Below are 21578 nucleotides of genomic sequence, written 5' to 3'. Positions count from 1 at the left end.
GCAGGCACGCCAGCTCCCACCCGTAACAGGGGTAACACCCCACTCGTAACAATGCGGTAACACATCCAATTGACTTCCCGTGTCCTCATCACGACTATAGGCGTCCCGCTGCCGCCAACCCGGCGCTGAAGGGCGCAATCCAGGCCTTATAAGCACTGCTCTCAAGACAGTGCGCCTGTATAAACGAAGACTCACGCGCGTTACTCGCTGTTTCCAAGCGCCTGAACGAGGACCCTTTCCATGCCAGACATTACCCTGACCACCTTGCAGAGCCTGAAGCTCAAAGGTGAAAAAATCACCATGCTGACCTGCTATGACGCCACCTTCGCCCACGCCAGTTGCGAGGCCGGGGTTGAAGTGCTGTTGATTGGCGATTCACTGGGCATGGTTCTTCAAGGGAATGACAGCACCCTGCCGGTCACCACTGACGAACTTGCGTACCACACGGCCAGCGTCAAACGCGGTAACGACGGCGCCTTCATCATCGCTGACCTGCCGTTCATGGGTTACGCCACCCTTGAACAAACCTTCCAGAACGCCGGCAAGCTGATGCAAGCCGGTGCACACATGATCAAAGTCGAAGGCGCGGTATGGCTGGCGGAGTCGATCCGGCTGCTGGCTGAGCGCGGCGTTCCAGTGTGCGTGCACATGGGCCTGACGCCGCAGTCGGTGAACATCTTCGGCGGCTACAAGGTGCAAGGCCGCAATGAAGCCCAGGCGCGCCAGATGCGTGCGGATGCCATTGCCCTGGAGCAAGCCGGCGCCGCGATGATCCTACTCGAATGCGTGCCCAGCGAACTGGCGGCAGAAATTACCCAGGCAGTCAAAGTGCCGGTGATCGGCATTGGCGCAGGCTCGGCCACCGACGGCCAGGTGCTGGTGGTACACGACATGCTCGGCCTGTCGCTGACCGGCCGTGCGCCCAAATTCGTGAAAAACTTCATGGCAGGCCAGGACAGCATCCAGGCAGCCCTGGCCGCCTACGTGAGCGAAGTCAAAGCCGTGACGTTCCCTGGCGAAGAACATGGGTTCTCTGCATGAACACCGTTAAAACCGTAAGAGAACTACGCGCCGCCGTCGCCCACGCGCGCAGTGCCGGCAAACGCATTGGCTTTGTGCCCACCATGGGCAACCTGCACAGCGGCCACGCCACCTTGGTGACCAAGGCCGCACAGCAATCGGACTTTGTGGTGGCGAGCATTTTCGTCAACCCGTTGCAGTTCGGCGCAGGCGAAGACCTGGACAAGTACCCGCGCACGCTGGCTGCCGACCAGGAAAAGCTGCTGCAAGCCGGTTGCAATCTGTTGTTTGCGCCCACCGTCGACGAAATGTACCCCGGCGGCATGACCGGCCAAACCCGCGTCAGCGTTCCGCAACTGTCCGAGGGCCTGTGCGGTGCCAGCCGACCCGGGCACTTCGAAGGTGTGGCGACGGTGGTGAGCAAGCTGTTCAACATGGTCCAGCCGGACATGGCCGTATTTGGCCAGAAGGACTACCAGCAACTGGCGGTCATCCGCGCCATGGTGCATGACTTGAACATGCCCATCCAGATCATCGGCGAGCCCACCGTGCGCGCCGCCGACGGCCTGGCGCTGTCGTCACGCAACGGCTACCTCAACGAAGAACAGCGCGCGATTGCGCCGGTGCTCTACCGCAGCCTCAGCCAGATTGCGGCGGCTATAAAAGGCGGCGAGCAGGATTTCGCCAAGCTGCGTGCCGAGCAGATCGCGCAGATTGAAGCTGCCGGGCTGCGCATGGATTACCTGGAAGTGCGCCAAGGCGTGCACCTGCGTGCGGCCACGCCTGAGGATCGGGATATCGTCATCCTCGTGGCGGCCTATCTGGGTGCGACACGCCTGATCGACAACCTGCATTTGACCCTCAACTGACCCCGCCAGGCACTTCGCCTGTTGCCCTGATCGCTGTGCCGGTATAAAAAAGTACCGGCAACAGCGCAGACAAAGCCAAGACATATCGACACGCTAGGTTTAATGTAATCGCCCTGCGCCATTGTTGGCGCTGACCGGACTCAAACGCCTGATGAAAGACTCAACGTTCCGGATTTAGAAGTGTCCTAAAGGCAAGTCCCCGTAATAAAAGGAAACCCGCAGCGATGGCGTACTACCGCACTCCTCATGACGTTACCGCTCTGCCCGCTTGGCAAGCGCTCAATCAACATCGCCAAGCCATGCAGGATTTCAGCATGCGCGACGCGTTCAATGCCGATCCCCAGCGCTTTTCCCAGTTCACCTTGAGCAGCTGCGGGCTTTTCCTCGATTACTCGAAAAACCTGATCACCAGCGAAACCCGTGACCTGCTGGTGGGCCTGGCCAAAGAAGTCAACCTTAAAGCCGCGATTGACGCGCTGTACGCAGGCGAGCCGGTCAACTCTTCCGAAGGTCGCCCCGCCCTGCACACGGCGCTGCGCCGCCCAGTGGGCGACAAGCTGTCGGTCAACGGCGTAAACATCATGCCGGACGTGCACAAGGTGCTGAACCAGATCACTGACCTGGTCGGCCGCATCCACGACGGCCTGTGGCGTGGTTACACCGAGAAGCCGATCACTGACGTAGTGAATATCGGCATCGGTGGTTCGTTCCTCGGCCCGGAGCTGGTCTCCGAGGCATTGCTGTCCTACGCTCACAAAGGCGTGCGCTGCCACTACCTGGCAAACATCGACGGCAGCGAGTTCCACGAACTGACCCAGAAGCTGCGCGCCGAGACCACGCTGTTTATCGTTTCGTCCAAATCCTTCAACACCCTCGAAACCCTGAAAAACGCCCAGGCCGCCCGCGCCTGGTACCTGGCCCAGGGTGGCTCGGAAGCCGAACTGTACCGTCACTTTATCGCCGTATCGAGCAACAACGCGGCGGCCGTGGCGTTCGGTATCCGTGAAGAAAACATCTTCCCGATGTGGGACTGGGTCGGCGGCCGTTACTCGCTGTGGTCGGCCATTGGCTTGCCAATCGCCCTGGCCATCGGCATGTCCAACTTCAAAGAACTGTTGTCCGGTGCCTACACCATGGACCAGCACTTCCAGAACGCGCCGTTCGAGCAAAACATGCCGGTGCTGCTGGGCCTGCTGGGCGTGTGGTACGGCAACTTCTGGGGTGCGCAGAGCCATGCGATCCTGCCGTATGACCACTACCTGCGTAACATCACCAAACACTTGCAACAGCTGGACATGGAGTCCAACGGCAAAAGCGTGCGCCAGGACGGCACACCGGTGTCCACCGATACAGGCCCGGTGATCTGGGGTGGCGTCGGTTGCAACGGTCAACATGCTTACCACCAGTTACTGCACCAGGGGACTCAACTGATCCCGGCCGACTTCATTGTGCCGATCGTCAGCTTCAACCCGGTGTCCGACCATCACCAGTGGCTGTACGCCAACTGCCTGTCCCAGAGCCAGGCACTGATGCTCGGCAAGACCCGCAGTGAAGCCGAGGCTGAGTTGCGCGAAAAAGGCCTGCCGGAAGCCGAAGTGCAGAAACTGGCGCCTCACAAGGTGATCCCGGGCAACCGTCCGAGCAACACCATCGTGGTCGAGCGCATCAGCCCACGTCGCTTGGGCGCACTGGTCGCCATGTATGAACACAAAGTGTTTGTACAAAGCGTGGTCTGGGGCATCAACGCCTTCGACCAATGGGGCGTGGAGCTGGGCAAAGAGCTGGGCAAAGGTGTCTACAACCGCCTGACCGGCGCCGAAGAAACCCTGGCTGACGATGCGTCGACCCAGGGCCTGATCAACTACTTCCGCGGTCGTCACCGCGGCTGAGGCCGGTACACCAAGGCCAACGTCCGTTTGGACGTTGGCCTTGAACCCTCTCCCCACAGCGTGCATCTTTATGCCTTGTCGCTAAAACAAGAATAAGGACCGCTCATGTTCGATATCCGCACATTCCCCCGCGCCGATGACGTCCGCCAGGCCGCGCAGCTCAGTCAAGACGAGTACCAGCGCCTCTACCGCCAATCCATTGAGCAACCCGATACGTTCTGGGCCGAACAGGCCAAGGGTTTCCTCGACTGGATCAAACCCTGGCACACCGTGCAGCACTCGGACATCACTACCGGCGCAGCCCAGTGGTTTGCCGGCGGCCAACTGAACGTCAGCTACAACTGCATCGACCGTCACCTGGCACAACGCGCCGACCAGCCGGCCTTTATCTGGGAAGGCGATGATCCTGCAAAGTCCTCCAAAATTTCCTACCGCCAACTTCATCAAAACGTCAGCCGCCTGGCCAATGTGCTGAAAAGCCGTGGGGTGAAAAAAGGCGACCGGGTGTGCATCTACATGCCGATGATCCCGGAAGCCGCCTACGCGATGCTGGCCTGCACCCGGATTGGCGCGGTGCACTCGGTGGTGTTCGGCGGCTTCTCTCCGGATGCCCTGCGCGACCGCATCCTCGATGCCGACTGTCGCACCGTGATCACCGCCGATGAAGGCGTGCGCGGCGGCAAGCCGGTGGCCTTGAAAAAGAATGTCGACAAAGCCCTGGCCAGTTGCCCGAACGTCAGCACGGTACTGGTGGTGGAGCGCACGGGGGCGAAACTTGACTGGGTAGAAGGCCGCGACCTCAAGTATCAAGCCGCCCTGGACGCCGCCAGCGCTGATTGCCCGCCCGAGCCGATGGACGCCGAAGACCCGTTGTTTATCCTCTACACCTCCGGCAGCACCGGCAAACCCAAAGGCGTGCTGCACACCACCGGCGGCTACCTGCTGCAAGCGGCGATGACCTTCAAGTACGTGCTCGACTACCGTGACGGCGAAGTGTTCTGGTGCACCGCCGACGTGGGCTGGGTCACCGGCCACAGCTATATCGTGTACGGCCCGCTGGCCAACGGTGCGACGTCACTGATGTTCGAAGGCGTGCCGAGCTACCCGGACAGCTCGCGTTTCTGGCAGGTCATCGATAAACACCAGGTGAATATCTTCTACACCGCGCCCACCGCATTGCGCGCGCTCATGCGTGAGGGCCACGGGCCACTGCAGAACACCTCGCGCGCCAGCCTGCGCCTGCTGGGCAGCGTCGGCGAGCCGATCAACCCGGAGGCCTGGGATTGGTACTTTAACGCCGTGGGCGAGCAGCGCTGCCCGATTGTCGATACCTGGTGGCAGACCGAAACCGGCGGCATCATGCTCAGCCCGCTGGTCAGCGCGCAACGGATCAAACCTGGCTGCGCGACCCAACCGATGTTTGGCGTACAACCTGTGCTGCTGGATGAACATGGCAAGGAACTCAGCGGTGCCGGCAGTGGCGTGCTCGCTATCAAGGCCAGTTGGCCAGGGCAAATCCGCAGCGTCTACGGTGACCCGCAGCGCATGCTCGACACCTATTTCAAACCCTACCCCGGCTACTACTTCACCGGCGACGGTGCGCGCCGCGATGAGGATGGCGACTACTGGATCACCGGCCGCATCGATGACGTGATCAACGTGTCCGGTCACCGCATCGGCACCGCCGAAGTGGAAAGCGCGCTGGTGCTGCATGACCAAGTGGCCGAAGCCGCTGTGGTCGGTTACCCCCACGACGTCAAAGGCCAGGGCATCTATGCGTTTGTCACCCCAATGAATGGCGTCGAGCCCAGCGATGAGCTGAAAAAACACTTGCTGGCGCTGGTCAGCAAGGAAATCGGCAGCTTTGCCAAGCCGGAACTGATCCAATGGGCGCCCGCCTTGCCGAAAACCCGCTCGGGCAAGATCATGCGGCGCATTTTGCGCAAGATCGCCTGCAACGAACTCGACAGCCTCGGCGACACCTCGACCCTGGCCGACCCGAGCGTGGTGGACGGCCTGATCGATAAACGCCTGAACCGATAGGAGCCACCCAGAGTCGCCATGGAATTTATCCGCAGCCGTATCGAAACCCAGTTGATGAGCCTCACCGGCTTGTCACTCGGCCAACTGGACCTGGAAAACCCCAAGGGCGACCCCGGCCTGTTCGGGCCGGACTCTGTGAGCTGGCAGGTGCATGGCGACTTCAGCAGCATGCTGATCGGCGGCATCAGCGCGTTGATGCTGCAAGCCTTGCACCCGCTGGCCCTGGCCGGCGTGTGGGACCATTCCAACTTTCGCCAGGACATGCTCGGGCGCCTGCGCCGCACTTCGCAGTTTATTTCCGGCACCACGTTCGGCTCGCGCCAGGACGCCGAATGGCTGATTGAGAAGGTGCGCACCATCCACCTGCAAGTGGTCGGGCATGCGCCGGATGGGCGAGCCTATGCGGCCAGTGACCCGGAGCTGCTGACGTGGGTACACGTGGCGGAGGTCAGCAACTTTCTGGCGGCACACCTGCGTTATCGCAACCCGCATCTGTCTGGGCGCGACCAGGACCGCTACTACAGTGAAATTGCCTTGGTTGCCGAGCGACTGGGCGCACGGCACGTGCCGCGTTCACGCCAGGAAATTTCCGATTATCTGGCGCGCATTCGTCCACAACTGCTGTGCGACGATCGCAGCCGCGAAGTGCTGCGCCTGCTGGTCAATGCACCTGCGCCCAGCACCTTGGCCAAACCCTTTGGCAGCTTGATGATGCAGGCCGGCATCGACCTGCTGCCGGACTGGGCCAGCGCTATGCTCGGGCAACACCAAAGCTCGATGCAACGCTTGGTGATCCGCGCGGGTGTGAAGCGCAGCGCGCCCTTGCTGCGCTGGGCGATGCGCAACGGTTCGGTGCAACGCGCCCAGCGGCGGATGGGGTTGATGTAGACGGCGGCCCATAGCTGTTAAACTTCGCGCCCTCTTTTACCCGCAAGGCGCGCTCCATGACTCCCTTGAATCAGGCGCTGCGCGCCGCTCTCAACCATCGCCAAGACCTGATCAACGAGTTGCACGTCCAAGGCACAGACTGCTACCGGCTGTTCCATGGCAGCCAGGAAGGCGCCGGCGGCTTGACCATTGACCGTTACGGCCCGCAATTGCTGGTGCAAAGCTTCCACCAGTCGCTACAAACCGAGGAGCTGCTGGACCTGCATCAACAGGTCAACCAGTTCATGGGGCTGGAATTGCAGCTCGTGTACAACGACCGCTCCCGTGGCAACTCGCGCATCGACCGTGAAGACACGGTGTACCGCGCCGAGCCTGCGGCATTGGCAGATCAGGTCGGCCACGAATGGGGCCTCAACTACCGTGTACGCGGCCGCCATGCCGGGCAAGACCCGCTGCTGTTCCTGGACCTGCGCAACACCCGTGGCTGGGTCAAGGACCACAGCGCCGGCAAAAGCGTGCTGAACCTGTTCGCCTACACCTGTGGCGTAGGCTTGAGCGCCGCAGCCGGGGGCGCAAGCGAGGTGTGCAACCTGGACTTCGCCGAAGGCAACCTGGCGGTCGGGCGCGAAAACGGCCTGCTCAACCCGCACTTGCCGACCATGGAATTCGTGCAGTCCGACTACTTCCCGGCGATTCGCCAACTGGCCGGTTTGCCGATCACCCAGCGTCGTGGCCAGAAGCTGCCGAGTTATCCACGCCTTGAGCAGCGCCAGTTCGACCTGGTGCTGCTCGACCCACCGGCCTGGGCCAAGAGTGCTTTCGGCACCGTCGACCTGTTGCGCGATTATCAGAGCCTGCTCAAGCCCGCACTGCTGACCACCGCCGACAATGGCGTGTTGATCTGCTGCAACAACCTGGCAAAAGTCAGCATGGATGACTGGCGTGAGCAGGTGCTGCGTTGCGCCGAAAAAGCCGGCCGCCCGGTACGCGAGTGGCAAATCATGACGCCTGGGGCTGACTTCCCGTCCCTGGATCAGCAGCCACCGTTAAAAACACTGATCCTGCAGTTGTAGTACTTTTCCCAAGGAGTCCAGTACTTCGGAACCGAAAACCCGTGCCATACTCCAAGGCACTCTCGTTCTACATAGATGGCGTCACTCATGCCCAAAGGATTGATCCGCGCCGCTGGCGCCTTGTTGACCGCCCTGGCTCTGTACAGCTTGCTGGGCTTTCTGATTCTGCCGGGCATTGCCCTTCGCATTGCCAACCAACAACTGGCCAATTACGCCACGGTGCCGGCCCGTATCGAGCGTATCGAGCTCAACCCGTTCAGCCTGGAACTGACGGTGTGGGGCCTGAAGCTCGGCGAGCCGGGTAAGGAGCAAGTCGGTTTCGAGCGCCTGTACGCCAACCTGCAGATCGACAGCCTGTGGACGCGCGCGCTGCACCTGGCAGACGTACAACTGGACCAGCCGAAGACCGAAGTGCTGTTCGACAAAACCGGCCAGTTGAACCTGGCGCAGCTGTTCAAGCTGCCGCCGAGTGAGCCGACCCCGGCTGACCCGAATGCCAAGCCGTTCCCGCTGCGCATCGACAGCATCAAGCTGGCCGGCGGCTATGTGTACTTTCGCGACCTGCGCCCCAGCGAGCCAATCGAATTTCTCTACGACAAACTCGACTTCGAGCTGAAAAACCTCAGCACGTTGCCCGAAGACAATGCCGACATGACCCTGGTGGCGGCCGGCCCCGAGGGCGGTCAGATCGATTGGAAAGGCAATTTCAGCCTGGTGCCGATCACTTCCGAAGGCACCTTGAAAGTCACTGATGGCAAGATGAAAGCCTGGTGGCCCTATGTGCGGGATGCCCTGCCGCTGGTGCTTGAAGACGGCGTGCTGAACTTCAGCACCGACTATAAATTCAGCCTGGCCAAAGAAACCGAACTGAACCTGACCAACACCACCGCCAGCATCGCGCCCTTTGCGATCAAGGCGCCGGATGGCCGGCCACTGGTGCGCCTGGAGCGCCTGGACGTCAGCGACACCACGGTGGACCTGGCCAAGCAGCAAGTGGTGGTCGGCAAGATCCGCAGCAACAAACTGGAAACCTGGGCCGCCCGCGAAGCCGATGGGCAACTGGACTGGCAGAAACTGTTTGCCAGCCAACCGAGCAAACCGGCCAAGGAACTCAAGCCTGCCAGCGCGCCTGCAACCGCCGATACGCCAAACGCCCCACCTGCTGCACCGAGCAAACCCTGGCAAGTGCTGCTCAAGGACGTGCAACTGCGCAACTATCAAGTACACCTGGCGGACCGAGCTGCCAAACCGGCAGTTGCATTGGAGCTAGGCCCGCTGAATGTCGATATGCAGAACTTCGACAGCCTCAACCGCAGCCCCTTTACCCTGAAGGTCGACTCCGGCCTGGGCAAGCAAGGCAAGATCAGCGCAACCGGCGAGGTCAACCTCAACCCGGTCAGCGCCAAGTTGAAAGTGAACACCCAGGACATCGACCTGCGCGTCGCGCAATCCTATATCAGTCCGTTTATTCGCCTGGAGCTGCGCAGCGGTATGCTGGGCAGCAACCTCGATGTGAACCTCAAAAGCACCGAGCCTTTGGCCCTGCAGGTCACCGGCCGCGCTCAGGTCGACCAGTTGCACACCCTGGACACCCTCAAGACCCGCGACTTTCTCAAGTGGCAGCGCCTGGTGCTTGAAGGTGTGAACTACCAGCACGGCGACAGCCTGTCGATCGATAAGGTCAACCTGCTGCAGCCGTATGCGCGTTTTATGATCAACGATGACCGCACCACCAACATCGATGACTTGTTGATCCCGCAACCGGCCGACAGTGGCGCCAAGTCGGCAACCAAACCGGCGGCGAGCAAAGACAAGCCATTGGGCATTCATATCGGGCAGATTGCGATCAATGACGGCTCGGCCAACTTCGCCGACTTCAGCCTCACGCCCAACTTCGCCACGGCTATCCAGCAACTCAACGGGCAGATTGGCACTATCGACAGCCGCCAGGCCAAACCGGCCAGCGTCGACATCAAGGGCAAGGTGGATCGCTACGCGCCGGTCACTATCAAGGGCAGCGTCAACCCGTTTGACCCAATGGCGGCGCTGGATATCGCCACCAGCTTCAAGCGTGTCGAACTGACCACGTTGACGCCATATTCCGGCAAGTTCGCGGGTTTCCGCATTCGCAAAGGCCGTCTCAACCTCGATTTGCACTACATGATCACCAAAGGCCAGTTGAAGGCTGAAAACAAGGTGGTGGTTGAGCAATTGCAACTGGGTGAGAAGGTCGACAGTGCCGATGCCGTCGATTTGCCGATTCGCCTGGCCATTGCGCTGCTCAAGGACACTGACGGCAAGATCTCCATCGAACTCCCCGTGACCGGCGACTTGAATAACCCGCAGTTCAGCGTCATGCCGATTGTGTGGCAGACCCTGCGCAACCTGGTGGTGCGCGCAGCCACGGCGCCGTTCAAGTTTATTGGCGGGCTGGTCAGCGGTGGCGGCTCGGAAGACCTGGGTAACGTGTCGTTTGCCGCAGGCTCCAGCGAACTGAACAAAGAGGCCGAGGGTGCTCTGAATACCTTGGCCAAGGCACTGAAAGAGCGCCCTACCCTGCGCCTTGAGATTGAAGGCACGGCAGCGGCCAGCAGCGATGGTCCGTTCATCGCCGCAGATCGCCTGGAGCGTGAATACCAATACAACTACTACAAAATCCTCCAGCGTCGCGGCGACAAGGTGCCAGCCCAGGCGTCATTGCTGGTGGTGCCGGAGAAGGAAAAAGCGCCATTGCTCGAAGGCATCTACCGCACCCGTCTTAAGCAACAACCACCGGCCGAATGGAAAGACCTGAGCAGCGATGACCGCACTGCGAAGCTGCGTGATGGCTTGATCAAGTTCTGGGGCGCCAGTGATGTACTGCTGCGCCAACTGGGGCAAGACCGTGCCAGCACTATCAAGGACTACCTGGTGGACAAAGGCCAGTTGGAAGATGACCGGGTGTACTTCATTGACGCCAGCCTGGGGCAGGCGGAGAAAGACGGTCGGGTCGTTACACCTATGCATCTGGATGCCGAGTAACCCCCAAGCGACATCTACTCAACTGTGGGAACTGGCTTGTGTGGGAGATAGATTGTGTGGGAGATAGATTGTGTGGGAGATAGATTGTGTGGGAGCTGGCTTGCCTGCGATAGCATCACCCGGGTTTAACTGAATAACCGAGGTGTTTGCATCGCAGGCAAGCCAGCTCCCACACAAGCCAGCTCCCACAGTTGATCGTCAGCTGCCCTGCGCAATCCTATTCCCCACACAATAGAACAGGCCCCGACACAAGTGCCGGGGCCTGTAATGACCACATCCGTGTGGTCGGTCGCATGAACTTTAGAGGTGCATCGGGTGGATAACTAACTCACCCTAAGCCGCCGCCGTCTAGCTCAGACGATTCTTTTAGCGTTACTGAACGGTCAGACCATCAGCCGATACAGATTTAACGCCTTTGATTTTCTTGGTGATCGCAACTGCGGTGTCTTTCTGAGCCTGGGTCACAGCAGCAGTCGACGACAGCGACACTACACCGTGGTTGGTTTCGACTTTGATGTCGGTACCAGGAATGCCTTTCTCAGTAACCAGATCGGATTTCACTTTAGTGGTGATCCAGGTGTCCGAAGTGCTGGTCTTGGCTTTGTCGACGTTGTCGGCTTTAGCTACGCCGCCAGCCATCAGGCCGTCAGCAGAAACAGCGGTAACACCTTTGATTTTCTTGGTGATCGCTACAGCCGTGGCTTTCTGGGAATCAGAGATAGCGACGGTGGAGGACAGGGAAACCACGCCTTTGTTGGTTTCAACCTTGATGTCCGAACCAGGAATGCCTTTCTCGGTCAGCAGATCAGCTTTTACTTTGGTGGTGATCCAAGTGTCCGAAGTGGACTCTTTAGCCTTGGTCATTTCACCGGCCGCCAGGGTCATTGGGGCTTGGGAAGTCTGAGCAAAGGCTACGTTAGCACCCATGGCCAGAGTCAGAGCGGTAGCAGTAGCGAGAGCGAACTTCTTCATACGAGTAACTCCTGTTTTATTAAAAGTCTGCAGCGTGTAAACCTTGATGCTGCAGCGTTAACAGGGTTATTGCAGGCAGTGTGCCAAGTCGCGAAATCGGAATAAAACCTTTATAAACAACAACTTATAAAAACAGGCAATTTTCGAAATCGTGCAACTTGCATGAAGTCGATCGTGCCTGCATGCAAGTTGCGGCTTTTAGAATTTACTAAGCGACTGATTTCCCGCTACTTTCCTGTGGGCATAAAAAAAGGACTCCGAAGAGTCCTCTTTTTCAGCGTAAAGCCTGCGGGTGATTAAACGCCCGAAGCCTTGGCTGCTGCTACGTCCTTGATGGACAGCTTGATACGGCCGCGGTTGTCCACGTCCAGTACCAGCACTTCCACTTCCTGGCCTTCTTTGAGAATGTCGGTCACTTTCTCAACGCGAGCGTCGCTCAGCATGGAGATGTGCACCAGACCGTCTTTGCCCGGCAGGATGTTGACGAATGCGCCGAAGTCGACGATGCGCTCAACCTTACCCACGTAGATCTTGCCGATCTCGGCTTCAGCGGTGATGCCCAGAACGCGCTGACGTGCAGCTTCAGCAGCTTCCTTGGTTTCGCCGAAGATCTTGATCGAGCCGTCGTCTTCGATATCGATCGAAGCCTTGGTTTCTTCACAGATCGCACGGATGGTCGCGCCGCCTTTACCGATAACATCACGGATTTTGTCGGTGTCGATTTTCATCGCGATCATGGTCGGAGCATTTTCCGACAGTTCGGTGCGCGACTGACCAATGATCTGGTTCATCTGACCGAGGATGTTCAGGCGCGCTTCCAGGGCTTGGCCCAGGGCGATTTCCATGATTTCTTCGGTGATGCCCTTGATCTTGATGTCCATCTGCAGCGCGGTAACACCTTTGGCGGTACCGGCTACTTTGAAGTCCATGTCGCCCAGGTGGTCTTCGTCGCCCAGGATGTCGGTCAGGATGGCGAACTTCTCGCCTTCTTTAACCAAGCCCATGGCGATACCGGCAACCGGTGCCTTCATCGGTACACCAGCGTCCATCAGTGCCAGGGAAGCACCGCAAACGGAAGCCATGGAGCTGGAACCGTTGGACTCGGTGATTTCCGACACAACACGGATGGTGTACGGGAACACGTCAGCAGCAGGCAGCATCGCGGAGATCGAACGACGAGCCAGGCGGCCGTGACCGATTTCGCGACGACCAGCGCCACCCATGCGACCACACTCGCCCACCGAGAACGGAGGGAAGTTGTAGTGCAGCATGAACGGGTCTTTTTTCTCGCCCTCCAGGGTGTCCAGCAGCTGTGCATCACGGGCAGTACCCAGTGTTGCAACGACCAGAGCCTGGGTTTCGCCACGGGTGAACAGCGCCGAACCGTGAGTCTTCGGCAGAACGCCGACTTCGATGTTCAGTGGGCGCACGGTGCGAGTGTCGCGACCGTCGATACGTGGCTTGCCGTTAACGATGTTTTCGCGAACGGTGCGGTATTCGATTTCACCGAAGGCCGCTTTGACTTCGCTGGAAGAAGGCTGGCCTTCTTCACCGGACAGCTTGGCTACAACCTGATCCTTCAGCTCGCCCAGGCGCGCGTAACGGTCGGCCTTGACGGTGATGGTGTAGGCGTCGGAGATGGCAGCACCGAACTCGGAGCGGATAGCGCCCAGCAGTTCAGTCGCTTCAGCCTGTGGAGCCCAGGCCCACGTTGGCTTGGCAGCTTCGGCAGCCAGTTCTTTAACGGCCTTGATCACGGACTGGAATTCGTCGTGAGCAAACAGTACAGCGCCCAGCATCTGGTCTTCGGTCAGCTCTTTGGCTTCCGATTCAACCATCAATACGGCTTCAGAGGTACCGGCAACGACCATGTCCAGGCTCGAAGCTTTCTGTTGCTCGTAAGTCGGGTTCAGCAGGTAGCCGGTGCTTTCATGGAAAGCAACGCGCGCAGCGCCAATCGGGCCATCGAAAGGAATGCCGGAGATGGCCAGGGCAGCCGAGGTACCGATCATCGCAGCGATGTCCGGATCGGTCTTCTTGCTGGTGGAAACGACGGTGCAGACAACCTGCACTTCGTTCATGAAGCCTTCTGGGAACAGCGGACGGATCGGACGGTCGATCAGTCGGGAAGTCAGGGTTTCTTTCTCGGAAGGACGGCCTTCACGCTTGAAGAAACCGCCAGGGATCTTACCGGCAGCGTAAGTCTTTTCCTGGTAGTGAACGGACAGAGGGAAAAAGCCTTTGCTCGGGTCTGCGGTCTTTGCGCCAACAACGGTCACCAATACGGTAACGTCGTCGTCAACGGTAACCAGCACTGCGCCGGAGGCTTGACGGGCGATACGGCCTGTCTCGAGGGTAACGGTCGACTGACCGAACTGGAATTTTTTGATAACCGGGTTCACGGTGTCCTACCTTCTTTGTGGCTCTTGGGGGAACTTGTCTTCTTGCGAAATTCTTGGGCAATGCCGGGAATCGGCCCGACGCTCGTCCAGGGTAAAACGTGTATCCAGATAAAACTTGAGGCTGGGAGCCTGCCATGGGCCAGCGGAAATCCCACTGACACACGGCAGACAACCAACCTCTAGCGCAATCGCTTATTAGCGACGCAGACCCAGGCGACCGATCAGAGCCTGATAACGACCCAGATCCTTGCCTTTCAGGTAGTCCAGCAGCTTACGGCGCTGGTTTACCATGCGGATCAGACCACGACGGGAGTGGTGATCTTTACCGTTGGCCTTGAAGTGACCTTGCAGCTTGTTGATGTTGTGGGTCAGCAGTGCAACTTGCACTTCTGGCGAACCAGTGTCACCAACAGCTTGCTGATAGTCAGCAACGATTTGTGCTTTTTCTTGAACGTCGAGAGCCATGAGGCAATCCTTTTTTCAGGAAACCACCCAAAGGGCAGTTTCAACAGGCCAGGGACAAATCCCTGTATCTAAAAATGAGTGTTGACCGTGCCTGTTAACAGCCACACTCGTTCGGTCATTCTGACCGAATCAGTCGACGCGGCGCTATACGCCCGTCTTCGCTCACTTCACCGATACCGATAAAGCGACCGTTATGATCCTGTACCCGCACCATACCGAACTTCGGAGCGTCCGGGGCACGTACCGGCTGACCGTTTAGCCAGTAGAACGCGCTGTGCTCCGAGAAGTGCAGCAATGGCCAATCCAGCAAACCGCTGTCCGATGGCATCAGGAAGCGATCAACCGCTTCATTGCCGCCTTCGGCATGTACCGCTTCCAACTCTTCCAGCGTGACCGTCTGGGCCAGGGTGAAAGGTCCGGCTTGAGTACGTCGCAGCTCTGCAACGTATGCACCACAGCCCAGTTGCTCACCGATATCTTCCACCAGGGTACGAATATAGGTGCCTTTGCTGCAGTCCACCGACAATCGTGCGGTGTCGCCCTCACTGGCGAGCAATTCAAGCCGCGCAATAGTAACAGAACGCGGTTCACGCTCCACTACTTCGCCCGCACGTGCCAGCTTGTAAAGAGGCTGGCCATCACGCTTGAGCGCCGAGTACATCGGCGGTATCTGACTGATTTGCCCACGAAAAGCGGGTAAAACGGCCTCGATATCAGCACGACCAACGGTCACGTCGCGAACCTGCAGAACATCACCTTCGGCATCGGCCGTGGTGGTGGTCTTGCCCAGTTGCATGAGGGTTTCGTAACCCTTGTCGGAATCGAGCAGGTATTGCGAGAACTTGGTGGCCTCGCCAAAGCACAACGGCAGTACACCGGTGGCCAATGGGTCGAGGCTGCCGGTGTGCCCGGCCTTCTCGGCATTGAGCAGCCAGCGAACCTTCTGCAGCGCGGCATTGGAGGTAAAGCCAATGGGCTTGTCGAGCAGAATGATGCCGCTGACGTTGCGACGGATACGTTTGACCTGAGCCACCGCTTACTCCTTGGCGTCTTCAGGTGTGGACGGGTGCTGGCTGTCTTCAGCCACGGCGCGCTCGATCAATGCCGACAGGTGCGCACCACGCACGACGCTTTCGTCGTAGTGGAAGTGCAACTGGGGAACACTGCGCAGCTTCATTTCACGGGCCAACTGCATACGCAGGAAGCCTGCAGCCGAGTTGAGCACCTTGATGCTTTGCGCGATTTCTTCGCTGTTGTCCTGCCCCATCACGGTGATGAAGATCTTGGCGTGACCCACGTCACGGCTCACTTCAACGGCGGTGATGGTGACCAGGCCAACGCGCGGGTCTTTGACTTCGCGACGGATCAGTTGGGCCAGCTCACGCTGCATCTGATCGCCGATACGTTGGGTACGGCTGTATTCTTTTGCCATGTCTTGTTACCTGTTACTGCCACACGGTGAAACCCGTGGGGTCTGAAAGCGGCAAACGCCCGGCCTGACAAAAGCCAGACCGGGCGTTGCGTTTAGAGTCCGTACGCTGCGCGGGGCATTTGCATGCCCACACGCGGCGTGGCTCCGGAAGTGCGCGAGTTAGAGGCTGCGAGCAACCTGGACCTTCTCGTAGACTTCGATCTTGTCGCCAGCCTTGACGTCGTTGTAGCTCTTGACGCCGATACCGCATTCCATGCCGGCACGTACTTCGGAAGCGTCATCCTTGAAGCGGCGCAGGGATTCCAGCTCGCCTTCGAAGATAACGATGTCTTCACGCAGTACACGGATCGGACGGTTACGGTACACAGTACCTTCGATAACCATGCAACCGGCGATCGCACCGAATTTCGGCGAGCGGAACACGTCACGCACCTCGGCAACACCCAGGATGTTCTCCCGGACATCGCTGCCAAGCATGCCGGTAAGGGCTTTCTTGACGTCTTCGATGATGTCGTAGATGACGTTGTAGTAACGCATGTCCAGGCCTTCCTGCTCGACGATCTTGCGAGCGCCAGCATCGGCACGCACGTTGAAGCCGAACAGTACAGCGTTGGAAGCCAGTGCCAGGTTGGCGTCGGATTCGGTGATACCACCGACACCGCCACCCACAACGCGCACTTGCACTTCGTCGTTACCCAGGCCGTTCAAGGCGCCGTTCAACGCTTCGAGGGAGCCACGAACGTCAGATTTGAGGACGATGTTAAGCGTCTTCTTCTCTTCCTGGCCCATGTTCTCGAAGATGTTTTCCAGCTTGCCGGCGTGAGCACGGGCCAGCTTGACTTCGCGGAACTTGCCTTGACGGAACAGAGCCACTTCACGGGCTTTCTTCTCGTCGGCAACTACGCTCATCTCGTCGCCAGCGTCCGGGGTACCGTCCAGGCCGAGGATCTCGACCGGGATAGCCGGGCCGGCTTCCTTGATTGGCTTGCCGTTCTCGTCGAGCATGGCACGTACACGGCCGTAGTTCGAACCAACGAGCACCATGTCGCCTTGGCGCAGGGTACCGTCTTGAACCAGAACGGTCGCAACCGGGCCACGGCCCTTGTCCAGACGCGATTCAACCACAACACCACGACCAGGGGCCGATGGAGTAGCGGTCAACTCGAGTACTTCGGCTTGCAACAGAACAGCTTCGAGCAGTTCGTCAACGCCAGTACCCATTTTTGCGGATACCGACACGAATGGCGTCTCGCCACCCCACTCTTCAGAAGTCACGCCGTGAACCGACAGTTCGCTACGGATGCGATCGAGATCAGCGCCCGGCTTGTCGATTTTGTTCACTGCAACCACCAGCGGTACGCCAGCCGCTTTCGCGTGCTGAACGGCTTCGATGGTTTGCGGCATCACGCCGTCGTCCGCTGCAACGACCAGGATCACGATGTCGGTAGCCTTGGCACCACGGGCACGCATTGCGGTAAACGCAGCGTGACCAGGGGTGTCGAGGAAAGTCACCATGCCACGCTCGGTTTCAACGTGGTACGCGCCGATGTGCTGGGTAATGCCGCCGGCTTCGCCTGCAGCAACCTTGGCACGACGGATGTAGTCGAGCAGGGAAGTTTTACCGTGGTCAACGTGGCCCATTACGGTCACAACCGGTGCACGGGAAACAGCCTCACCTTCAAACTTCAGGGACTCAGCCAGGGAATCTTCCAGGGCGGTGTCGCTGACCAGGGTCACTTTGTGGCCCAGCTCTTCAGCAACCAACTGGGCAGTTTCCTGGTCCAGTACCTGGTTGATGGTGGCTGGAGTGCCCAGCTTGAACATGAACTTGATGATTTCAGCTGCCTTGACCGACATCTGCTGGGCGAGATCGCCAACAGTGATGGTCTCGCCGATCTTCACTTCACGCACGACAGGGCCGGTTGGGCTCTGGAAACCGTGGGCGTTGCGTTTTTTCAGCTTGGCCTTGCCGCGACCACCACGACGGAAGCCATCGCTTTCTTCGTCGGTAGTACGTGGGGCAACGCGTGGAGCAGGCGCTTTCTCTTTGACCGAAGCACGATGCGGAGCGTTTTTACGCTCACCATCGCCACCACCACCGCGACGATTGTTATCGTCGGCACGTGGTTTGTCCGGACGACGAGGTTCGTCGCGCTTGCGAGCGTCAGCTGCAGGAGCTGCGGCAACCGGGGCGGCCTCACGCACAGCTTCAACTGGCGCGCTAGGCGCAGCGGCTGCTTCAGTGGCAGCAGGTTGCGCAGCAGCAGGCTGGCGACGCGCTTCTTCTTCGGCGCGACGCTTGGCTTCTTCTTCAGCCTTCTGACGAGCAGCATTTTCTACTGCGCGACGTTCTTCCAGCTCGCGCTTGCGCTCGGCTTCGATTTCTTCCGGGCTGCGCTGTACGAAGACTTTCTTCTTGCGCACTTCAACGCTGATGCTTTTGCTACCAGCAACACGCAGGGTGCTGGTGGTTTTGCGCTGCAATGTAATCTTGCGCGGTTCTTCCACTTTCGCCTTGTGGCTGCTCTTCAAGTGAGTCAGCAAAGACTGCTTCTCACTATCGCTCACACCTTCATCGGCGGCGGTGTGCGGCAGACCTGCCTCACGCATCTGCTGCAACAGGCGCTCTACCGGTGTTTTGACCTCATCGGCCAGTTGTTTCACCGTGACTTGCGTCATGCACTTCTCTCCTCAGGCCGCGCCTAGTTACTCGAACCAATGGGCTCGGGCGGCCATGATCAACTTGCCGGCACGATCTTCGTCAATGCCGTCGATGTCGAGCAGATCGTCAATAGACTGCTCGGCCAGGTCTTCGCGGGTAATTACGCCGCGCACCGCCAGTTCCATCGCCAAATCCTTGTCCATACCCTCAAGCGAGAGCAGGTCTTCGGCCGGATGGGCGTCTGCCAGCTTTTCCTCAGTAGCGATGGCTTTAGTCAACAAGCGATCCTTGGCTCGAGCGCGAAGCTCGTTGACGGTGTCTTCGTCAAAGCCGTCGATGTTGAGCATTTCTTCCAACGGTACGTAGGCAATCTCTTCCAGGCTGGTGAAGCCTTCATCTACCAGCACCTGCGCCAGGTCTTCGTCGACTTCCAGCTCGTCGATGAAGTTGCGCAGGATGTCACCGGTTTCAGCTTGCTGCTTAGCCTGGATGTCCGATTCGGTCATCACGTTCAGGGTCCAGCCGGTAAGTTGGCTGGCCAGACGCACGTTCTGACCACCACGACCAATGGCCTGAGCCAGATTGTCTGCGCCAACGGCGATGTCCATTGCATGGGCATCTTCGTCAACGATAATTGCCGCCACTTCAGCTGGCGACATGGCGTTGATCACGAACTGCGCCGGGTTATCGTCCCACAGCACGATATCCACACGCTCACCGCCCAACTCGCCCGACACTGCCTGGACGCGCGAACCGCGCATACCAATGCAAGCGCCCTGCGGGTCGATGCGTTTGTCCTTGGAGCGGACCGCGATCTTGGCGCGCGAACCCGGGTCGCGAGACGCAGCCATGACTTCGATCAGGCCTTCGGCGATTTCCGGCACTTCGATGCGGAACAGTTCGATCAGCATTTCCGGCGCGGTACGCGACAGGATCAACTGAGGGCCGCGGTTCTCGGTGCGGATTTCCTTGAGCAGCGCACGCAGACGCACGCCGACACGGAAGGTTTCGCGAGAGATGATGTCTTCGCGGGCCAGCAACGCTTCAGCGTTGTTGCCCAGGTCAACGATCACATTGTCACGAGTAACTTTTTTCACGGTGCCGGAGATGATTTCACCCAGGCGCTCGCGATAAGCGTCAACGACTTGAGCGCGCTCAGCTTCGCGAACCTTCTGCACGATGACTTGCTTGGCAGTCTGTGCAGCAATACGGCCGAATTCGATCGACTCGATCTTTTCTTCGACGACATCACCGACCTGGGCGCCCGGATGCGTTTGCGCAACCTTGCTCGGCCAGGTTTCGATGGCCGGATCATCAAGATCGGCTTCTTCGACGACCGTCCAGCGACGGAAAGTCTCATAGGCACCGGTGTGGCGGTTGATTTCCACACGCAGATCAACTTCGTCTTCAAAACGCTTTTTGGTAGCAGTGGCCAGGGCCAGCTCCAGCGCTTCAAAAATCACGTTTGCCGGTACGCCCTTTTCATTGGATACCGACTCAACAACCAGCAGTACTTCTTTGCTCATCGTACGCCTCGCCTTTCGCAAGCCATTGGATCCGCGGGATCCGCGTCTCAGTCAAAACTGGGAATAATGTTGGCCTTGTCGATCATATCGATCGGCAACAGGAACTCATGGTCTTCTACCTGCACCACGACATCCTGTTCTTCTACACCGCGCAGAAGGCCCTGAAAGTTGCGTCGCCCTTCAAAGGGTGAGCGCAGCTTGATCTTCACTTGTTCACCGGCAAATTTTGCAAACTGATCAATAGTGAACAGTGGGCGTTCCATGCCTGGCGAGGAAACTTCGAGGGTGTATTCAACGGCGATTGGATCTTCAACATCCAGCACACCGCTGATCTGACGGCTGACAATGGCACAATCGTCCACCAGCACGCCGCCCTCTTTATCGATATAAACGCGCAACATTGAGTGGCGACCTTGAGCCGAAAACTCAATACCCCAGCATTCATAGCCTAGGGCCACGACCACCGGGGCCAGCAAGGCCTGCAACTCTTCTAGCTTGCTCGACACCTGAACCCCCTCGTGCATGTATGTGCATGCTGTGCAAAATAAAAAAATGGGCGAAACGCCCATCCTTGAAACGCCGTCGAACAGCGGCGTTGAAAGTGTCCAGCTAACAAAAAGCCCCTTTAAAAGGGGCTCCGCTAAAACTGGTTGCGGGGGCCGGATTTGAACCGACGACCTTCGGGTTATGAGCCCGACGAGCTACCAGACTGCTCCACCCCGCGACAAAGCTGGGGCGGAAGTATACGACCGATCCCTTACAGGGTCAATGTAACCTTCCACCTACAAGAAAGCCCGCAACAGCGGGCTCTCCTGATAATTGGTACCGAGAAGGGGACTCGAACCCCTACACCCTATGGGCACAACCACCTCAAGGTTGCGTGTCTACCAATTCCACCACCTCGGCAATACAGCGTTTACAACCCTTCTTACTTCTGCTCTTGAGCTGGAGGTACGTCAGTCGCTGGAGTAGCCGACTTTTGCTCTTGAAGCACCGGGACATCATCAGAAGCCGGTTTTGCTTTTGGTACTTCCAAAACTGCTGGGTTTGGGAGACCTACCTGAGTCAGCACATGAGCTTTCTCTTTAGCAAAGTAACCTAACCCCAAGCTGGTTATGAAGAAACCGGCGGCAAGTATAGCAGTAAACTTACTAAGAAAGGTAGAGGAACCTTGGCTTCCGAACACAGTATTTGAAGCACCTGCACCGAAAGACGCACCAGCATCCGCACCTTTACCCTGTTGCAACAAAACCAGGGCAACTACGCCCAGGGCAGCCAACAGATGAAAAACGACTACGACTGTTTCCAGCATTTTT

General features: G+C 58.7%; 16 protein-coding genes and 2 tRNA genes. 7 read left to right on the top strand and 11 right to left on the bottom strand.

From position 1 onward, the window contains the following. The first annotated feature begins 240 nt into the window (after positions 1–240). The 7 genes from panB to AOA62_RS01550 all read left to right on the top strand — a co-directional run bounded on the left by panB (position 241) and on the right by AOA62_RS01550 (position 10803). Positions 241–1041 carry a 3-methyl-2-oxobutanoate hydroxymethyltransferase gene (panB, locus tag AOA62_RS01580; protein ID WP_099547642.1) on the top strand — a complete coding sequence of 267 codons (801 nt, stop codon included), beginning with the start codon at positions 241–243 and terminating at the stop codon, positions 1039–1041. Further along, on the top strand, positions 1038–1889 hold the full coding sequence (gene panC / locus AOA62_RS01575) for a pantoate--beta-alanine ligase (protein WP_017139240.1): 852 nt from the start codon (positions 1038–1040) through the stop codon (positions 1887–1889). The genes panB and panC overlap by 4 nt, the downstream gene beginning before the upstream one ends. Before the next feature lie 224 nt (positions 1890–2113). Beyond that, positions 2114–3778 carry a glucose-6-phosphate isomerase gene (gene pgi / locus AOA62_RS01570; RefSeq protein WP_017139241.1) on the top strand — a complete coding sequence of 555 codons (1665 nt, stop codon included), beginning with the start codon at positions 2114–2116 and terminating at the stop codon, positions 3776–3778. Positions 3779–3883: 105 nt separating this feature from the next. After that, positions 3884–5821, top strand: coding sequence for an acetate--CoA ligase (acs, locus tag AOA62_RS01565; RefSeq protein WP_017139242.1), 1938 nt, complete (start codon positions 3884–3886; stop codon positions 5819–5821). Positions 5822–5839: 18 nt separating this feature from the next. Further along, on the top strand, positions 5840–6709 hold the full coding sequence (locus tag AOA62_RS01560; protein ID WP_099547641.1) for an oxygenase MpaB family protein: 870 nt from the start codon (positions 5840–5842) through the stop codon (positions 6707–6709). 56 nt (positions 6710–6765) lie between these two features. After that, positions 6766–7782 carry a class I SAM-dependent rRNA methyltransferase gene (locus AOA62_RS01555; protein ID WP_099547640.1) on the top strand — a complete coding sequence of 339 codons (1017 nt, stop codon included), beginning with the start codon at positions 6766–6768 and terminating at the stop codon, positions 7780–7782. Between the two features lie 87 nt (positions 7783–7869). Continuing rightward, positions 7870–10803, top strand: a complete 2934-nt coding sequence (locus AOA62_RS01550) for a DUF748 domain-containing protein (RefSeq protein WP_099547639.1) — start codon at positions 7870–7872, stop codon at positions 10801–10803. Positions 10804–11175: 372 nt separating this feature from the next. On the opposite strand, the gene AOA62_RS01545 is transcribed toward AOA62_RS01550, so the two are convergent. The 11 genes from AOA62_RS01545 to secG all read right to left on the bottom strand — a co-directional run bounded on the left by AOA62_RS01545 (position 11176) and on the right by secG (position 21574). Continuing rightward, a complete protein-coding gene (locus AOA62_RS01545) occupies positions 11176–11775 on the bottom strand; it encodes a BON domain-containing protein (protein ID WP_099547638.1) in 600 nt (199 codons plus the stop codon). A gap of 296 nt (positions 11776–12071) precedes the next feature. After that, the gene (gene pnp, locus AOA62_RS01540; RefSeq protein WP_017139247.1) at positions 12072–14177 is read right to left on the bottom strand and encodes a polyribonucleotide nucleotidyltransferase; all 2106 of its coding nucleotides are present in this window, start codon (positions 14175–14177) and stop codon (positions 12072–12074) included. Between the two features lie 195 nt (positions 14178–14372). Continuing rightward, complete coding sequence (gene rpsO, locus AOA62_RS01535) at positions 14373–14642, bottom strand: 30S ribosomal protein S15 (RefSeq protein WP_003176135.1); 270 nt, start codon at positions 14640–14642, stop codon at positions 14373–14375. A gap of 115 nt (positions 14643–14757) precedes the next feature. Further along, on the bottom strand, positions 14758–15675 hold the full coding sequence (gene truB / locus AOA62_RS01530) for a tRNA pseudouridine(55) synthase TruB (RefSeq protein WP_017139248.1): 918 nt from the start codon (positions 15673–15675) through the stop codon (positions 14758–14760). A gap of 3 nt (positions 15676–15678) precedes the next feature. After that, positions 15679–16074, bottom strand: a complete 396-nt coding sequence (gene rbfA / locus AOA62_RS01525) for a 30S ribosome-binding factor RbfA (protein ID WP_003176137.1) — start codon at positions 16072–16074, stop codon at positions 15679–15681. Positions 16075–16233: 159 nt separating this feature from the next. After that, entirely contained in the window at positions 16234–18753 is a 2520-nt protein-coding gene (gene infB / locus AOA62_RS01520) for a translation initiation factor IF-2 (RefSeq protein WP_017139249.1), read from the bottom strand. Positions 18754–18780: 27 nt separating this feature from the next. Further along, the gene (nusA, locus tag AOA62_RS01515) at positions 18781–20262 is read right to left on the bottom strand and encodes a transcription termination factor NusA (RefSeq protein WP_017139250.1); all 1482 of its coding nucleotides are present in this window, start codon (positions 20260–20262) and stop codon (positions 18781–18783) included. Positions 20263–20309: 47 nt separating this feature from the next. Further along, the gene (gene rimP / locus AOA62_RS01510) at positions 20310–20768 is read right to left on the bottom strand and encodes a ribosome maturation factor RimP (RefSeq protein WP_032865935.1); all 459 of its coding nucleotides are present in this window, start codon (positions 20766–20768) and stop codon (positions 20310–20312) included. A gap of 141 nt (positions 20769–20909) precedes the next feature. After that, positions 20910–20986: transfer RNA gene (locus AOA62_RS01505), tRNA-Met, on the bottom strand. Positions 20987–21082: 96 nt separating this feature from the next. Next, positions 21083–21168 (bottom strand) — tRNA-Leu (locus AOA62_RS01500). Between the two features lie 22 nt (positions 21169–21190). Beyond that, a complete protein-coding gene (gene secG / locus AOA62_RS01495; RefSeq protein WP_010206600.1) occupies positions 21191–21574 on the bottom strand; it encodes a preprotein translocase subunit SecG in 384 nt (127 codons plus the stop codon). Positions 21575–21578: the final 4 nt, after the last annotated feature.

The organism is Pseudomonas sp. 2995-3 (assembly GCF_002742565.1).
GTDB lineage: Bacteria > Pseudomonadota > Gammaproteobacteria > Pseudomonadales > Pseudomonadaceae > Aquipseudomonas > Aquipseudomonas edaphica.
The sequence above is the reverse complement of the archived record's forward strand: the minus strand, read 5'-3'. Positions and strand labels throughout refer to the sequence as shown.

Coding starts and splice junctions, on each gene's coding strand:
- panB (WP_099547642.1), top strand. CDS start 241: ATGCCAGACATTACCCTGACCACCTTGCAGAGCCTGAAGCTCAAAGGT.
- panC (WP_017139240.1), top strand. CDS start 1,038: ATGAACACCGTTAAAACCGTAAGAGAACTACGCGCCGCCGTCGCCCAC.
- pgi (WP_017139241.1), top strand. CDS start 2,114: ATGGCGTACTACCGCACTCCTCATGACGTTACCGCTCTGCCCGCTTGG.
- acs (WP_017139242.1), top strand. CDS start 3,884: ATGTTCGATATCCGCACATTCCCCCGCGCCGATGACGTCCGCCAGGCC.
- AOA62_RS01560 (WP_099547641.1), top strand. CDS start 5,840: ATGGAATTTATCCGCAGCCGTATCGAAACCCAGTTGATGAGCCTCACC.
- AOA62_RS01555 (WP_099547640.1), top strand. CDS start 6,766: ATGACTCCCTTGAATCAGGCGCTGCGCGCCGCTCTCAACCATCGCCAA.
- AOA62_RS01550 (WP_099547639.1), top strand. CDS start 7,870: ATGCCCAAAGGATTGATCCGCGCCGCTGGCGCCTTGTTGACCGCCCTG.
- AOA62_RS01545 (WP_099547638.1), bottom strand. CDS start 11,775: ATGAAGAAGTTCGCTCTCGCTACTGCTACCGCTCTGACTCTGGCCATG.
- rpsO (WP_003176135.1), bottom strand. CDS start 14,642: ATGGCTCTCGACGTTCAAGAAAAAGCACAAATCGTTGCTGACTATCAG.
- rbfA (WP_003176137.1), bottom strand. CDS start 16,074: ATGGCAAAAGAATACAGCCGTACCCAACGTATCGGCGATCAGATGCAG.
- infB (WP_017139249.1), bottom strand. CDS start 18,753: ATGACGCAAGTCACGGTGAAACAACTGGCCGATGAGGTCAAAACACCG.
- nusA (WP_017139250.1), bottom strand. CDS start 20,262: ATGAGCAAAGAAGTACTGCTGGTTGTTGAGTCGGTATCCAATGAAAAG.
- secG (WP_010206600.1), bottom strand. CDS start 21,574: ATGCTGGAAACAGTCGTAGTCGTTTTTCATCTGTTGGCTGCCCTGGGC.